General features: G+C 38.5%; 17 protein-coding genes and 1 tRNA gene. 3 read left to right on the top strand and 15 right to left on the bottom strand.

Annotated elements, in window-relative coordinates:
* Positions 1 to 8 precede the first annotated feature (8 nt).
* Genes AAEY68_RS02195 through AAEY68_RS02210 form a run of 4 tightly spaced genes read right to left on the bottom strand, consistent with a single transcriptional unit; the run spans position 9 to position 2,480 of the window.
* A complete protein-coding gene (locus AAEY68_RS02195) occupies positions 9 to 503 on the bottom strand; it encodes a gamma-glutamylcyclotransferase family protein (protein ID WP_024592504.1) in 495 nt (164 codons plus the stop codon).
* A gap of 26 nt (positions 504 to 529) precedes the next feature.
* Positions 530 to 1,180, bottom strand: coding sequence for a LysE family translocator (locus AAEY68_RS02200; RefSeq protein WP_024592503.1), 651 nt, complete (start codon positions 1,178 to 1,180; stop codon positions 530 to 532).
* 11 nt (positions 1,181 to 1,191) lie between these two features.
* Positions 1,192 to 1,965 (bottom strand): hypothetical protein, encoded by a 774-nt coding sequence (locus tag AAEY68_RS02205; RefSeq protein WP_024592502.1) that lies wholly within the window; start codon positions 1,963 to 1,965, stop codon positions 1,192 to 1,194.
* A gap of 29 nt (positions 1,966 to 1,994) precedes the next feature.
* Positions 1,995 to 2,480 (bottom strand): CreA family protein, encoded by a 486-nt coding sequence (locus AAEY68_RS02210; protein ID WP_024592501.1) that lies wholly within the window; start codon positions 2,478 to 2,480, stop codon positions 1,995 to 1,997.
* 207 nt (positions 2,481 to 2,687) lie between these two features.
* On the opposite strand from AAEY68_RS02210, the gene AAEY68_RS02215 reads away from it, so the two are divergent.
* Positions 2,688 to 3,017: a 5-carboxymethyl-2-hydroxymuconate Delta-isomerase gene (locus AAEY68_RS02215; protein WP_002957818.1), complete on the top strand. Its 330-nt coding sequence runs from the start codon at positions 2,688 to 2,690 to the stop codon at positions 3,015 to 3,017.
* A gap of 320 nt (positions 3,018 to 3,337) precedes the next feature.
* On the opposite strand, the gene AAEY68_RS02220 is transcribed toward AAEY68_RS02215, so the two are convergent.
* The 4 genes from AAEY68_RS02220 to AAEY68_RS02235 all read right to left on the bottom strand — a co-directional run bounded on the left by AAEY68_RS02220 (position 3,338) and on the right by AAEY68_RS02235 (position 5,343).
* Positions 3,338 to 3,414: transfer RNA gene (locus AAEY68_RS02220), tRNA-Ile, on the bottom strand.
* A gap of 255 nt (positions 3,415 to 3,669) precedes the next feature.
* Complete coding sequence (locus AAEY68_RS02225; RefSeq protein WP_024590598.1) at positions 3,670 to 4,167, bottom strand: hypothetical protein; 498 nt, start codon at positions 4,165 to 4,167, stop codon at positions 3,670 to 3,672.
* Between the two features lie 378 nt (positions 4,168 to 4,545).
* The gene (locus AAEY68_RS02230; RefSeq protein ID WP_002957822.1) at positions 4,546 to 4,704 is read right to left on the bottom strand and encodes a YqaE/Pmp3 family membrane protein; all 159 of its coding nucleotides are present in this window, start codon (positions 4,702 to 4,704) and stop codon (positions 4,546 to 4,548) included.
* Between the two features lie 72 nt (positions 4,705 to 4,776).
* Positions 4,777 to 5,343 carry a BON domain-containing protein gene (locus AAEY68_RS02235; RefSeq protein ID WP_007586486.1) on the bottom strand — a complete coding sequence of 189 codons (567 nt, stop codon included), beginning with the start codon at positions 5,341 to 5,343 and terminating at the stop codon, positions 4,777 to 4,779.
* 328 nt (positions 5,344 to 5,671) lie between these two features.
* Here AAEY68_RS02235 and AAEY68_RS02240 point away from each other — a divergent pair, with 328 nt between their 5' ends.
* Positions 5,672 to 6,334, top strand: a complete 663-nt coding sequence (locus AAEY68_RS02240) for a LiaF domain-containing protein (RefSeq protein ID WP_029751117.1) — start codon at positions 5,672 to 5,674, stop codon at positions 6,332 to 6,334.
* A gap of 44 nt (positions 6,335 to 6,378) precedes the next feature.
* On the opposite strand, the gene AAEY68_RS02245 is transcribed toward AAEY68_RS02240, so the two are convergent.
* Positions 6,379 to 6,795 (bottom strand): VOC family protein, encoded by a 417-nt coding sequence (locus AAEY68_RS02245; RefSeq protein WP_024590597.1) that lies wholly within the window; start codon positions 6,793 to 6,795, stop codon positions 6,379 to 6,381.
* Positions 6,796 to 7,071: 276 nt separating this feature from the next.
* Here AAEY68_RS02245 and suhB point away from each other — a divergent pair, with 276 nt between their 5' ends.
* Positions 7,072 to 7,875, top strand: coding sequence for an inositol-1-monophosphatase (suhB, locus tag AAEY68_RS02250; protein ID WP_002957826.1), 804 nt, complete (start codon positions 7,072 to 7,074; stop codon positions 7,873 to 7,875).
* Positions 7,876 to 7,928: 53 nt separating this feature from the next.
* Here the strand turns inward: suhB and AAEY68_RS02255 are convergent, their stop codons facing one another.
* The 6 genes from AAEY68_RS02255 to queA all read right to left on the bottom strand — a co-directional run bounded on the left by AAEY68_RS02255 (position 7,929) and on the right by queA (position 14,600).
* Positions 7,929 to 8,738 (bottom strand): substrate-binding periplasmic protein, encoded by an 810-nt coding sequence (locus AAEY68_RS02255; protein WP_024592499.1) that lies wholly within the window; start codon positions 8,736 to 8,738, stop codon positions 7,929 to 7,931.
* 322 nt (positions 8,739 to 9,060) lie between these two features.
* Complete coding sequence (gene secF, locus AAEY68_RS02260; RefSeq protein WP_007586474.1) at positions 9,061 to 10,008, bottom strand: protein translocase subunit SecF; 948 nt, start codon at positions 10,006 to 10,008, stop codon at positions 9,061 to 9,063.
* A 9-nt stretch (positions 10,009 to 10,017) separates the two neighbouring features.
* Entirely contained in the window at positions 10,018 to 11,877 is a 1,860-nt protein-coding gene (gene secD, locus AAEY68_RS02265) for a protein translocase subunit SecD (RefSeq protein ID WP_007586473.1), read from the bottom strand.
* Between the two features lie 19 nt (positions 11,878 to 11,896).
* Entirely contained in the window at positions 11,897 to 12,232 is a 336-nt protein-coding gene (gene yajC, locus AAEY68_RS02270) for a preprotein translocase subunit YajC (RefSeq protein ID WP_007586472.1), read from the bottom strand.
* 25 nt (positions 12,233 to 12,257) lie between these two features.
* Positions 12,258 to 13,385: a tRNA guanosine(34) transglycosylase Tgt gene (tgt, locus tag AAEY68_RS02275; RefSeq protein ID WP_007586471.1), complete on the bottom strand. Its 1,128-nt coding sequence runs from the start codon at positions 13,383 to 13,385 to the stop codon at positions 12,258 to 12,260.
* A 183-nt stretch (positions 13,386 to 13,568) separates the two neighbouring features.
* The gene (gene queA / locus AAEY68_RS02280; RefSeq protein WP_010554380.1) at positions 13,569 to 14,600 is read right to left on the bottom strand and encodes a tRNA preQ1(34) S-adenosylmethionine ribosyltransferase-isomerase QueA; all 1,032 of its coding nucleotides are present in this window, start codon (positions 14,598 to 14,600) and stop codon (positions 13,569 to 13,571) included.
* Positions 14,601 to 14,730: the final 130 nt, after the last annotated feature.

Genomic DNA, 14,730 nt, shown 5'->3' on the forward strand with positions numbered 1-14,730 from the left:
CTATTTTATTATTTTTGATGAACTGCAAATTCAATTGCTGCGCGCTCTTGATTGGTATCGCTTTTTTGTGCGCGATTTAATATCGCATCACTGTATTCTTTTGGTACGCCCGCTTCAAGTGATCCGCGATGAACGTGTTTTATGTACCAATCGTATGGGAGTACATCGCTGTCGTGGGTATTAGCTATATAACAATGTGCAGTTACAGTCTCACCCGTTAAAAGCGTTGGGGCTATATCTACGCAGTCGTAACCTATACCCTCAATACCATCTAAAATAACTTTTTCATCTTCATTAAGCTCATAAATAACGCCGTAAACCACCGCGCCTTCTTTATCGCTTGGGCAAATACTGCATTTGCCTGAGCCATCTTTAAATAGCATATCAAAAGTTAGCTCGTAACCTTTAAGTACCGCTGTTCCTACACGCTTTACATTAGGTAAGCGCGCTAACAAACGGTTAGATGACATATTAGAACCAAACGAAAAATTATATAACGGCATTTTATCTCCTGTACTTTTTAAATAAGTTAAATAACAACACGTACTGCAAGGGCAATTAAAATAACGCCAATTCCACGGTCAAACCAATAACCACGTCGCTGGAAGAAACCCCTTACGCTATTTCTAGAAAGCATTATTGACAGCATTGAAAACCACGCCCAAGTAGCCAGTGCCATGTATACGCCGTAACCTACCTGTACACTAGTGGGTGTTGTTGGGCTAATCACGAGTGTAAATAACGACATAAAAAATAACGTTGCCTTTGGGTTTAATGCATTTGTTAAAAAGCCACGCCTAAAAGCAAGCCAAACGGGTTCCTCTTGAACGGTTTTGTTTTTAATATCGTTTTCAATATTGCCTTCATTATTGTCTTTAATACTTGTAGGAGGTTTTGCTGCTCTAAGTGCTTGTACGCCTAAGTAAGCTAAATACGCACCTGCAAGATATTTAAGCGCCATAAATAAATTAGGTGATTGCGTTAAAATAAGCGCAACACCTAAAACACAATATGCAACGTGTAGTAAAATAGCAGCGCCAACACCTGCGCTTGTCCACAATGCGTTACGCCTACCTTGTTGCACACTTTGCTTAAGCACTACTGCAAAGTCAGGTCCAGGGCTTGCTACTGCAAAAAAATGAGCAATAACAATGAGTAAAAATTCATCTAAGTATTCCACGCATGTCCTTGCTAGTTTGGCGAATAAGCTAGTAACAGCGGGTTAGCCGAGTTACTTATCAGTGCTTTAATTTCTTTTTGTGCTTTTTTAAATTGGCTGCGTAAATGCGGTTTTAAATGCTTTTTAGACTCTTTATCGTTTTTAAAGTAACTAATAAGTGCATGCATAAACACGGTGTGTGTTTCACTTAGTTTAGCTTCACGGTTAGCGTATGGGTTGTAACAAGAACCACAACCGCCCTTAAACTGATACACCGTGTTGCTCATCATCACACCAAACCCTAAAAAACAGGCAAGCGCATCGGCAGCTTGTGGTAAATACTCTTTACCACCTGGCGGTAACACACCAACGTGATGAATAAGTATGGTCGCAAGCGTGCCTGCATAACTTGCCACTAAATCCTGTGGCTGATTAATCTGATTAGGATTAAAAGAAATATTAATAGTATGGCTAGGCGGCACAATTAAGTGGCTTCCTTCTCCACGTATTTCATTGCTAAATTCAAAGTGCGGAAAAACCTGAGGCTGTAATTGCTGAGGTGCAACTAGCTGAATAGGCCACGCGCTCATACCTGCATAATTAGTAACGCGGGTAAAAACGTTAGTCGCCATTTCTTCAATACTCGATACCGAATCAGGAAAAAACGCTGCTGTCGGCAATACTATTTTTGTTTGTTTAGTAAAGTACTCAGCATCAAAATTCTCTACCGCCCAAATAAACGTATCAATAAGCCATTGCTGTTCTTGATCTTCCAATAATGGTGCCGATTTAAATAAAGCTAACATAAGGTGCTCTTATAAGTTTTAGTGCTAGTTTAGTTTTTTTGTGTAAGCGCCCAATCCCACGCTTGAGTGTTATACAGCGGTACAGTAGATAACGCATGATGATGACTACCACTAGATTCTTTAGTTGAATACGATAAGTACAATAATGTACGGTTTTCGGCATCGTAAATACGACGCACTTTTAGTGATTTAAATAATATACTTTTAGATGATTTGAATATCACCTCGCCCGACTTGCTACGGTCTATTTTTTGTAGCTGCTGCGCTGTAATAGGACCCGTTTGACGACATGCTATAGACATATCAGAGGGATCAGAAAAGTCCAAATTAGCCTCTATATGACTAATATGACAAGTAACGCCTTCAAGGATTGGATCTTGCTGCGAATTAACCACAACATCTTTAGTTGTAAATAACCCCAAACTTACCGATGCAACATCGTCAGAGCAAGCACTTAATGTAACAACTGCACCTGTAAGTAAAGCTAAACGTTTAAATCTTTGTGGTAATTTCATACTTATCCTTAATTAATATATAAGTAACTTGGCACCTACGTTACTAAGCGAAGGTTCACCTGTTTGTTTTTATACTAACATCAAAAATAAATACGACTAAATTAGTTTAAAGTAAAGATTTTAGATAGTTCAGGGTTTAGCGAACCCTGTTGTATTTGATACAATTAACTCTCGCTCATGCAGTAACTCATAATAGGAAACGCCTAAATGCCGCACATTATTATTGAACACTCAGAAGACCTCCCTGTTTTACCACAAGTACTGGTAGAAAAAATTCACACTACCGCTTTCGAAAGTAACTTATTTGAATTAGAAACCATCAAAACACGCGCTATTGCTTATCAGCAATATCAACTTGGCGCAGGAAAGTCAGGGTTTATACATATCGCGGTACATATTTTAGCGGGACGCTCAATTGAGCAAAAACAAATGTTAAGCGAACTGCTACTTTCATGCTTAAAAACATACTGCAGAGCATCAGACAGTTTAAGCGTAAATATTTACGATATTGAGCATGAGATATACCGTAAAAATTAGTTAACTCTTGTAGTTTTGAGCAATAAAAGTAAACACTAGTAAGTAAAAAGCCCCAATAGGGGCTTTTTTTGTATTCTAAAATCAGGTGCAGCTCATTGTCATTTACAAAACAGAGCATGAATAGCGTCCGATTTAACGCTGGAATTTAATAGTGCATTCGCACTCTTTCAAATTTAAGAAAGCTTAGCTTAATCTATGGATTAACTTTATTTAAATTATATTTATTATTAGAGGTAAATAAAGAATAATAAATTACACGATATTAAGTTCATGTAGCTTTAAATAATTTGAGTAGGTATTTTTTGGAAAGTTTGCAAAAGTGGTGGCCCCTCCCAGACTCGAACTGGGGACCTAACGATTATGAGTCGTGTGCTCTAACCAACTGAGCTAAGGGGCCAACTTTTATATAACTGCTAGGCAGTTAATTTTTGAAGCGTTCAGTCACAGAGCGACTAAAGCGGGTTGCAGTATAAAAACTTTTTAGGTGCTTGTCACTACCAAACACCTTTATTTTAACAATCAGTAAGCTAACTGCTTAAATAGTAATCTTTTAGGTGGGTATAAGCATAAAATACAAGATATTCCCGATGATATTCTCTGCATTAAATTATAAAAACCTTCCTCCCACATGTAGTCTTTTGTATTTAACGCTCTACTTTTTAAGTAAAGCTAACATATATGTGTAGGCATACAAGGCTGTAAAAAATATGCTTGGGGCCACTGTAAGTGCCAAATTAGGTGTCTGATTAATTACATTCACCATAATCACTAAGCTCGATTGAACAGTAATCGGAATAATAGGCGCAAAAAGTACACCTGCTATTTTTTTGTTACCTAAATACGAGGCGCTAGAGTTAATTGCATTATTGAAGCTTTGTCGTATTGCTACGTTTTGTGGTGTTTTAGAATGAAACATACAAATAATTGGAGTTACAAACGCAAGCGTTACATAACTAAACTTATACTTGTTGACGACCTTTTCTAAAATAAAAGTAAAAAACAGCGTTACAAATCCACTATACAAACCTTGTACTAATGCAGCTTGAAGCGTGACCGATTTAGCAATATCTGCCGAACTGTTTGCCCAGTAGGCCCAGCTAAAATAGAAAACGAATGACACAACGCCTGACAGTATAAGTCGAATATTCAATTAGCTACCTCAATATGCGTAAAAGCTTGGTTTAATGATAACACTAGAAGTGATGGTAATATTGTCACTAAATAATAGAGTAATTAATCGCGTATTGTAGATATATAAACAAACTAATGTTAAAGATTTCCTAACTAGCATCAATACAGAATCAGAACACTGCAGTTAGTTAGAAAGTTTAATTGAAGTAAACAATGGTTTGGCTGAGGGTATTTTGGGAGTGAGTTACAAGAAATAAATCACTTAGTTTGAGTAAATTAAAAATTAGATTTTGATAAAAAATATTTACTTTAAAAGCTAATATTGTGAGCCGAACAGTACTGGGGCACTTGTATCATTAGCCCTCAGTAGTCGGCTTACACAATATATAATCTGTCATTATTTTTTCGCAATAATGTAGATTGCATGTATTAACCCTGGGAAATAACCTAGCAGTGTTAATAAAATATTTAACCAAAAATGCATACCTAAGCCAACTTGCAAAAACACACCTAATGGCGGTAATAAAACCGAAAGTATTATACGAATAATATCCATGACTAAACTCCATTTAAATTAAGCATTAAAAAGACGTAAAGCCCAGTGTTAGTGGGCCTTAACCATACTGTATTATTCAGCAACAATAGCTAGTTTATCAACTACGTCACGAACATCTTCAGCATTTTTAGCAATTTTAACTGCTAGTTGTTTTTCAGCTTCAGACTCTACTGAACCGTTCAGAGTTACAATACCATTGTCGGTATCAACATCAATGTCTGTACCACCAACTTCTGAGTCAAACAGGAAGCGAGTTGTGATTACAGTGGTGATTTTAGCGTCCGTTAGGTCGTTATCATCATCGTCCATCATGTCATTGCTTTTATCTTTGGTATCCATGCTTTTAACAACAGTAAGGCTGTTATCAACATCAGATACACCATCTAAGCTAAGTACAAGTTCTTCTGCTAGCTCTTTATCAAGCTCGCTATTAACTTTACCTGTAAGTACTACTTTGCCATTTTTTACATCAGTGTTAATGTCAAAGTTGTTTAGATTAGTGTTCATAAGTAGAACTGTTTCTGCCTTACCGTCAATCCAAGCATCTTTACTTTCGTTTTCCCAGCTGTTTGCTTGGGCACCCATAGCCGTAGTACCAAGAACTAGAGCTGCGATAATAGACTTGTTAAATGTTTTCATAATCTTTCTCCTTTTGATTAAAGACACTTTAACTAATGCGAGCTTTGGGCCAACTTTATTTATACTTAAATTTCAACAGGTTGAGTTAATTTTTGAGTGAGTCATTATCTATAGTTGTGTAACTATTTACAGGCTACTCGGTAAAACTTTCTCAAATAGTGAAAATAGCTAGATAATTGCATTTTTGGTTAATCTATCGTTAATATAACAAAATAAAAAACATCATTATAAATTAACCTACTGATAATTAAGGTGATTATATTTGGTGCGTGCTTTGCATATAAACATCAAGAGCAATATCAATAGTAAATATAATAAGGAATGCCCCATGTCTGTAAAAGTTGAAGACCGCCCGATAGAGCAAGTACGCGAACAAGTAATTGATCAATTAATTTATAATTACAGTCATGGGGTTATTTCTGTTGATGCATTTGAGAGACGACTCGATAGCGCGATGGATGCACCTAATAACGAAGCACTGCTAGCCTTAGTAGAAGACTTAACACTTAATACCGATCAGCAATATAAAGCAGAAAAACAATCGCAATTTAAACCACATTATAGCGCACAGCAGAACAGTGATGATGACTTTACATTACGCAGTATTTTAGGCTCTAACGAACGAAGCGGTCAGTGGGTTGTCCCAAAAAATATATATTTAAGTAACTTTATGGGATCGGTGGTACTTGATTTTACTGATGCCATTTTTGCGCATCAAAATGTAACTATTCACGTTAACTGTATTTTTGGTAGCGATGAGATTTACGTACCAGAGCATGTAAATGTAGTGTCTAAAATGTTTTGTATTTTAAGTAGTCTTGAAAATAAATCTGTGTCGCTTAACAAACGCCAAGGTCCTACTATTCATATTGAAGGAAAGGCAGTTATGGGATCGGTTGAAGTAAAAATAAAGCGCACAATTAAAGAAAAATTTATGAGCTTTGCAAATGAGCTAAAAACCCAGTTTGGCACGGGTAGTAATAGCCGCTAACTATAATTGAGTAGCAGCACTTTAGCGTGCTGCTTAGTATTTTATTATAAATCGTTATTTCGCTCGCTTGGTATATCACTTAAATACTCTACAAACTCAACTTCAAACCCTGCAGGATCAATAAAGTAGACATTCTTTCTGAAAGGATTCTCGCTACCTTGCTTGCTTACTGTAAAACCCACTTTATTTAAGCGCATTACTACTGCGCTTAAATTATTAGTTACATAAGCAAAGTGTGCAAAACCAATTTGATGGCCCGATAAGTTTCTGTTTTCACCCTCACCATGGCTGCTTATCGCAATGTAATGCGTGTCATCTCCAAAGTGTACCCAGCGTCTTGGTTTTCCATGCCAATCGCCTCTGCCCTCACTTCTAATCGACCAATGTGGAAATACAGCGCGATAAAATTTAAGCATACTATCTATATCACTCGCGACTAAGTTTACGTGCTCTAAATACATAATGTTGTCCTATCAATTAAGTTAGGGGCACGATAAAACCTCAAGCTAACTTTAGGTAAAGCGTTATTTAAAATTAATTCAATTTAATTAACACACAAAGGAACATAGTGACTTATTAATTGCTCATTATTATTTTTTAAAAATATAGACACTTTTCAATCTTGTATAAAAAACAAACATAAGTATTTGGGGTTTATTGTTTACTTTATGTCAAAAGTCGCTAAAATACGCCGGCTGAAATATATAAACGTTCTTTTACAACCCAAAGGTAATACCATGCATCCAATGTTAAACATTGCGGTTCGCGCTGCGCGCAACGCAGGCAAAATTTTACTTCGCGCAAGTGAAGATTTATCAAAAGTTGAAGTGCAACAAAAAGGCGCTAACGACTTAGTAACTAACATTGATAAAGAAGCCGAAGCCGTAATTCGTGACACTATTTTACAGTCTTACCCTACTCACTCTATTGTTGGTGAAGAATTAGGTGAGCATAAAGGCAAGGATGATGATTACCAATGGATTGTAGATCCTATCGATGGAACAACTAACTTCATCAAAGGTATCCCTCATTACGCGGTTTCTATCGCACTTAAAGTTAAAGGTCGTTTAGACCAAGCTGTTATTTATGATCCAATTCGTGGTGAGCTTTTCACTGCATCTCGCGGTCAAGGCACTCAGTTAAACAGTAAACGTCTACGTGTTAGCAAAACTACGGTTCTTGCAGGCACTGTACTTGCTACTGGTTTCCCTTTCAAAAACAAAAACCACATGGATGCATACACTGAAGCGTTTAAAGCATTGTTTGTACACACTGCAGACATTCGCCGTGCAGGTTGTTCTGCTTTAGATATGGCATACGTTGCAGCTGGTCGTGTTGATGGATTTTTTGAAATTGGTTTAAAACCTTGGAACTCTGCTGCAGGCGAACTTATGGTTAAAGAAGCGGGCGGTATGGTTGTAGATTTCGCTGGTGGTAATAACTATAACCACAGCGGCAATATTATCTGTGGTTCACCAAAATTGACTCAAGCAATTATTCGTGAAATTCGTCCAGTATTAACTGAGTCGTTACTTCGCTAATTTGATGCTATTAATAGCATGCTAAAAAGGAGCTCAGGCTCCTTTTTTTGTGCCTAAAAATAAGGGTTATCGAGCTTAATCTCTATCGTTTTGCCTTTTGTATAAGGTAGTGTATTTAAATCCTTTGCGAAGTATTCATTAAATAATGCGTCAAATTCACCGCTTTCCTGCATCACTATTAATCCCTCTTCAACAGCCTTTGCTAATTCAGGTTTACTCTTAGTCACAAAGTAATAAATACCGGTTGGATAACTTATGTATAAATTAGGCACGATTACTAAATTACTTTGTTTGTTTTCAATAAGCTCAGAGTTAACCTCAATAAACGAACGAGGAAAGTAATCTATTCGTCCACGGCTCGTTAAAGTGAACATGGCTTGGTAGTTAGTAAGCGGTCTTACATGTAATCCGTTATAGGACATTATTCTTGTATCTGACCAGTTGTGCCCTTGTACAGCCGAAAACGTAGCTAGCTGCTCAATATTTTTTACCTTTTTAAAGCGCGCCAAATTTTGCTTATTAGTTAATAAAGCTCGCTTACCTATATAGCCTTTAAATAGTGGTATTTTTATCGCCAAAGCAAGCGCCTCTCGCTCTGGACTACTCATACTCCAATACATATCTAATTCGTTATCATCTAGGTTTATTAACTTACGCTTTTGCAGTTCTGATATGGGGGTCATTCGGATAACACCGGAGTAGTTAACACTTTCAAGTGCACGTACTAATAACTCATTGAGGTATTCTTCTCGTGCGTTTTGGGTATCTTGCTTTTGAGCAACATTAATTATTTGCTCTTGCGCCATGAGTGCAAAACTTACGAACAAACTAAATACACTGATAGAAACTTTTATTGGTAACATAATAATTACCTGCTTTGTTTAAATTACCTATTATTGGCTGAAAGGCTAAACACTTCTAAAGCATTTCTTGAGCACATGAATAAATAGATAACTAGAGCGATAACACTTGGCTTATTTTAGCCTCAGTGGCCGGTGACTTAACCTATGGCGATTTATATATTATTGCAAAAAGGTCCTACCGATTCACACTACAAAGTTAGCACTGTTTTCGTAAGCTTGCACTGTTACATCCGCTAATGAAAACTTAGACGCCTGAGAAATTCGTAAATTGCAGGTATAAAAAAACCGCTCATAGGAGCGGTTTTTATTTAATGAGACTCTACTACGGCATTGCGTCTAGGTCTGCACCTTCTTTTTCAATTACTTCTGGTATTAAGTCTTCTTTGCTTACGCCCATTGCTATAGCAACAGAGCTCGCAACATAAATCGAAGAATAAGTACCAATAAACACACCAAACAGCAATGCAGTTGCAAAGCCATGAATGGTTTGTCCGCCCCATGCAAACAAAGCAATCAATACTAAAATAGTGGTGATTGAAGTTACAAGTGTACGGTTAAGTGTTTGCGTAAGTGAAATATCAATAATTTCTACAGTATCGTCAATGCGCACTTTACGGAAGTTTTCACGAATACGGTCAGATACAACAATCGTATCGTTAAGTGAATAACCTATTACCGCAAGAATTGCCGCTAGTATAGTTAAATCAAACTCTAAACCTAATATCGAAAATAAACCCACAGTAATAATAACATCGTGTAGTAGTGCACCTACCGCACCCACTGCAAAGCGCCATTCAAAACGAAATGCAACGTAGATTAAGATACAAATAAGTGCAGTTAACATGGCAAGGCCACCCTGCTCTTTTAAGTCTTCACCTACACTTGGGCCCACAAACTCAATACGGCGCATTACTACGCTGTCATCAGCTTTTTTAAGCGCATCGATTACTTGGTTACCAATTACTTCAGCTTTAACATCACTACCGCGCGGTGCTAAACGAACTAAAATCTCTTGGCTTGAACCAAATAGTTGTACTGATGCATCAGCAAAACCATTATCAGCTAGCGCAGCACGTACTTTTTTAAGGTCTGCTGGCTGTGAAAAACCAACTTCTACCGCAGTACCGCCGGTAAAATCTAAACCAAAATTTAGACCTTTAACAAAAACTGATGCAAACGACGCTAAAATTAATAACGTCGAAAAACCCATAGCCACTTTACGAAGAGACATGAAACGAAGGGTTCTACTACCCAAACTTAAAATTTGCATGTCAGCTCCTTAAATCGAAAGTTTATCAATGCGTTTACCACCAACAAATAAGTTGATTACCGCACGGGTACCAACAATGGCTGTAAACATTGAAGTTAAAATACCAATCGCAAGTGTCACTGCAAAGCCCGCAATCGGACCTGTGCCTACTGCAAACAGTATAATGGCAGCGATTAACGTGGTGATGTTAGCATCAAATATAGTGCTAAATGCGCTATCGTAACCGAAATGAATCGCTTGTTGAGGGCTGCGGCCATCGGCCAGCTCTTCACGAATACGTTCAAAAATAAGTACGTTAGCATCAACTGCCATACCTACGGTTAATACAATACCTGCAATACCAGGTAGCGTAAGTGTCGCGCCTGGAATTAAAGACATAACACCAACAATCAGTACTAAGTTAGCCGCAAGCGCAAGGTTTGCAACCATACCAAAGCCTTTGTAGTACACAAGCATAAACACAAGTACAAACGCAAAACCAAGTGCAACCGCAGTCATACCCGCTTCAATATTTTCTTGACCTAAACTTGGACCTACAGTGCGCTCTTCAACAATTTGAATTGGTGCTACAAGCGCACCTGCACGAAGTAGCAAACTTAAGTTATGTGCTTCAGCTGGGTTATCGATACCTGTAATACGGAACGAGCGATCAAGACGTGCTTGAATTGTTGCTACGTTAATAACTTCTTCAACCTTAATAGGCGGAAGCGCTTTACCGTCTGCATCTTTTTTACCTGATGGCTTGTACTCAATAAATACCGTAGCCATACGCTTACCAATAGCACGCTTGGTAAAGGCATTCATTTTTGCCCCACCTTTGCTATCTAGCGTAATACTCACTTGCGGGCGTTGGTATTCATCAGCGCCAGATTGCGCGCCAGTTATATGGCTGCCTTCTAGAATAATACGCTTTTTAAGTACAACAGGGTAACCGTCGCGGCTCATGATCATTTCAGTACCCGCAGGGATACGACCTTGAGCAGCAGCGCTAATATCAGCGTTTTCGTCTACTTCGCGAAATTCAAGTGTTGCTGTTGCGCCTAAAATTTCTTTAGCGCGTGCTGTGTCTTGAATACCTGGTAGTTGAACAATAATACGCTCAGCGCCTTGGCGTTGTACGTTAGGTTCTGCAACACCAATTTGGTTGATACGGTTACGAATAATCGTTTCATTTTGCTTGATAGCGTAGTCACGAATTTCTTTGAGTTTTTGCTCACTCATTGTCGCAAAAAATGCTTTATCGTTACTGCTGTCATCAATGTAGACATTTAGCGGGTAGCGAGTTTCTAAGAAGCTCTCTGCTGCATTTTTGTCTTCTTCAGTACGCATTTCTACACGCATACGATCGGAGCCTGCTACGCGGCGAACACTACGGTAACGTAGTTTTTCTTCGCGCAGGTCGCTACGAAAATCTTGTTCCATTTGCTCAAGCTGGTTATCAACCGCTGTTGCCATGTCGATTTCCATGGTGAAATGTACGCCACCACTTAAATCAAGACCTAGCTTCATAGGGTTACCACCAACCGCTTTTAACCAAGCTGGTTGAGCAGGTGCCATATTAATAGCAGAAATGTAATCGTCGCTCAGCGAATCACGCAGTAAGTCATGCGCTTTAAGCTGTTCTTCAACATTTTTTAAACGAACTAAAATTTGCCCATCTTCAAGTATTGTCGATTTAGCGGTTACATTATTTTTTTCAAGGATTGCGTTTACTTTGTCTACAACACTGAGATCGACATCAGCGCCTTTAGCACCTGAAACTTGTATAGCCGGATCGCGACCATACAAGTTTGGAGAGGCATATAAAAGGCCAATGGCTACCACAGCTAAAACAAGTAAATACTTCCAAACTGGAAACTTGTTTAACACGGGGTCGTCCTTATTATTTTTATAGCGACTTCATTGTGCCTTTTGGCAATACTGCAGATACTGCAGATTTTTGTACTGTTACTTCTGCCTGCTCGTTTAAAGAGATAACGATGAAATCTTTCTCTTCAGAAATCTTCACAATTTTACCCACTAAACCGCCTTGGGTAAGTACTTCATCGCCTTTAGCCATCATACTCATTAAGCTTTTGTGCTCTTTAACGCGCTTAGCTTGCGGGCGGTAGATTAAAAAGTAAAAAACCAAACCGAAAATAGCTAACATTATTAGCATTTCCCAACCACCGCTTGCCGCAGGTTGACCAGCTGCTGCGTGTGCATTTGAAATAAATAAACTCATGATACTTCCTCTTTAATTTTAAAGTTTAATTTTTTATATCTACTAGCTCTGGCACGTCTTGGCCTCGGCGAGCATAAAAATCTTGTACAAATTCTTCTAATTTACCTTCGCTAATTGCATTACGTAAACCTTCCATAACACGTTGATAGTAACGTAAGTTATGAATTGTGTTTAGTCGCGCACCTAAAATTTCGTTACATTTATCAAGGTGATGCAAATAAGCTCGTGAATAGTTTCCACACGTATGGCAATCACACTCAGGGTCAAGTGGCCCTGTGTCTGTTTTATGTACTGCGTTACGTATTTTAACGACACCCGTGGTAATGAATAAATGGCCGTTACGCGCATTACGTGTTGGCATAACACAGTCAAACATATCAATACCACGGCGAACAGACTCAACTAAATCCTCTGGCTTGCCTACACCCATAAGGTAGCGTGGTTTGTCTTCTGGCATTTTAAACGCACAATGATCAAGAATATTCATCATTTCGTTTTTAGGCTCGCCTACTGATAGACCACCTAATGCATAGCCATCAAAGCCAATTTCTTCTAAGCCTGCTTGCGATTGTGCACGTAATTCTGGGTACATACCACCTTGAATAATACCAAACAAAGCAGATGGATTGTCGCCATGCCCTTCTTTTGAACGCTTAGCCCAACGAAGAGATAACTCCATAGAATCTTTAGCTTCTTTTTCAGTTGCTGGGTATGGCGTACACTCGTCAAAAATCATAACGATGTCTGAGCCTAAGTCGCGCTGTACTTCCATCGACTTTTCAGGCGACATCATAATTTCATCACCATTTACTGGAGATTGAAACAACACGCCTTCTTCAGTGATTTTACGCATTGCGCCTAAGCTAAAGACTTGAAAGCCGCCTGAGTCAGTTAAAATTGGGAAATCCCAATTCATAAAGTCGTGTAAATCACCATGTTGCTTAATGATTTCAGTACCTGGACGAAGCATTAAATGAAAGGTATTACCTAAACATATTTGCGCACCAGTGGCTTTTACTTCATCTGGCGTCATACCTTTTACAGTACCGTAAGTACCAACAGGCATAAATGCAGGTGTTTCTATTACACCACGGTCAAAAATTAAGCGGCCGCGGCGCGCTTTTCCGTCAGTACAATCTAATTCAAATTTCATATCATCCTCAATGTCAGAAAAACAGTCCAACAAGCTATAATTTAACCGCTCGATTCTACCCTTTTTGCCTCATTAATACTATTAGCTGCGATAAATTCAGTTTTGCTTATTATGCTAAACAAAAACCCCAGCTTCGTTGCTGGGGTTTTTAGTGTTTTTTACTGAGTATTAAATAATAAATGGTTACTTACGTGTTAAAAACATCGCATCACCGTAACTAAAAAATCGGTATTTTTGTTCAATTGCCGTATTGTATGCACCCATAATATTGTCTTGTCCGCTAAAAGCACTGACTAGCATTATAAGCGTTGATTCTGGTAAGTGAAAATTAGTGACCATGGCGTCAACAACATTAAATTGGTAACCTGGAAAAATAAATATATCGGTATCACCAAAATACGTATCTAATTTGCCGCCGTGAACTTTAGCTGCCGACTCTAATGAGCGTACTGATGTTGTGCCAACCGCAATTACGCGCCCGCCACTTGCTTTGGTTTGTGCAACGGCAGCAACTACATCATCGGGTACTTCAATGTACTCGGAATGCATTACATGCTCATCAACACTATCCACTCGTACTGGCTGAAAAGTACCGGCGCCAACGTGCAAAGTAACAAAAGCCATGTTTACACCTTTATCTTTTAGTGCCGTCATTAACTTATCGTCAAAATGTAAGCCCGCTGTTGGCGCAGCAACTGCACCTGGCTTTTCTCCATAAACAGTTTGGTAACGCTCGCGATCAGCTTCGGTATCAGGTCGGTCAATATAAGGAGGCAGTGGCATATGACCAATATCATTAAGTATATCTAGCACGTTTTGGCTATGATCAAACTCAAGCTCAAATAATGTATCGTGGCGTGCAACCATTATTGCCTTGGCTTTGCCTTCAAGAATAACTTCGTTACCAACCTTAAGCGACTTGCTCGCGCGTACGTGCGCAAGTACGCGATGTTCATCTAGCACTCGCTCTACAAGCACTTCAACTTTGCCGCCAGAGGCTTTTTGACCAAACATACGTGCTGGAATAACGCGTGTATTGTTAAAGACTAACAAATCGCCTTCGTTTACTAAATCAAGTATGTCGCTAAACACTTTATGTTCTAGAGTTCCGCTTGGGCCATCTAAAGTAAGTAAACGGCTGCTAGTTCTGTCCGCTTTAGGAAAACGAGCTATTAATTCATCAGGTAAGTCAAAGCTAAAGTCAGCCACGCGCATAATTAGTAATCCACATCATTTAAAATCGCGCCAAGTGTATATGTATCGGATATTAAGCTCAAGAAATCAGCCAAACTTATAATATCTTGTTTGCGTGTTTATCATTAAATTTTCTTGTTCTTATGGTTAA

Origin of the sequence: Pseudoalteromonas sp. RB2-MNA-CIBAN-0110 (assembly GCF_040309305.1) — a bacterium.
GTDB lineage: Bacteria > Pseudomonadota > Gammaproteobacteria > Enterobacterales > Alteromonadaceae > Pseudoalteromonas > Pseudoalteromonas arctica.

What these genes read in the sequence shown, in the direction of transcription:
- AAEY68_RS02195 (WP_024592504.1), bottom strand. Translation starts at nt 503, where the DNA reads ATGCCGTTATATAATTTTTCGTTTGGTTCTAATATGTCATCTAACCGT.
- AAEY68_RS02205 (WP_024592502.1), bottom strand. Translation starts at nt 1,965, where the DNA reads ATGTTAGCTTTATTTAAATCGGCACCATTATTGGAAGATCAAGAACAG.
- AAEY68_RS02210 (WP_024592501.1), bottom strand. Translation starts at nt 2,480, where the DNA reads ATGAAATTACCACAAAGATTTAAACGTTTAGCTTTACTTACAGGTGCA.
- AAEY68_RS02215 (WP_002957818.1), top strand. Translation starts at nt 2,688, where the DNA reads ATGCCGCACATTATTATTGAACACTCAGAAGACCTCCCTGTTTTACCA.
- AAEY68_RS02230 (WP_002957822.1), bottom strand. Translation starts at nt 4,704, where the DNA reads ATGGATATTATTCGTATAATACTTTCGGTTTTATTACCGCCATTAGGT.
- AAEY68_RS02235 (WP_007586486.1), bottom strand. Translation starts at nt 5,343, where the DNA reads ATGAAAACATTTAACAAGTCTATTATCGCAGCTCTAGTTCTTGGTACT.
- AAEY68_RS02240 (WP_029751117.1), top strand. Translation starts at nt 5,672, where the DNA reads ATGTCTGTAAAAGTTGAAGACCGCCCGATAGAGCAAGTACGCGAACAA.
- AAEY68_RS02245 (WP_024590597.1), bottom strand. Translation starts at nt 6,795, where the DNA reads ATGTATTTAGAGCACGTAAACTTAGTCGCGAGTGATATAGATAGTATG.
- suhB (WP_002957826.1), top strand. Translation starts at nt 7,072, where the DNA reads ATGCATCCAATGTTAAACATTGCGGTTCGCGCTGCGCGCAACGCAGGC.
- AAEY68_RS02255 (WP_024592499.1), bottom strand. Translation starts at nt 8,738, where the DNA reads ATGTTACCAATAAAAGTTTCTATCAGTGTATTTAGTTTGTTCGTAAGT.
- secF (WP_007586474.1), bottom strand. Translation starts at nt 10,008, where the DNA reads ATGCAAATTTTAAGTTTGGGTAGTAGAACCCTTCGTTTCATGTCTCTT.
- yajC (WP_007586472.1), bottom strand. Translation starts at nt 12,232, where the DNA reads ATGAGTTTATTTATTTCAAATGCACACGCAGCAGCTGGTCAACCTGCG.
- tgt (WP_007586471.1), bottom strand. Translation starts at nt 13,385, where the DNA reads ATGAAATTTGAATTAGATTGTACTGACGGAAAAGCGCGCCGCGGCCGC.
- queA (WP_010554380.1), bottom strand. Translation starts at nt 14,600, where the DNA reads ATGCGCGTGGCTGACTTTAGCTTTGACTTACCTGATGAATTAATAGCT.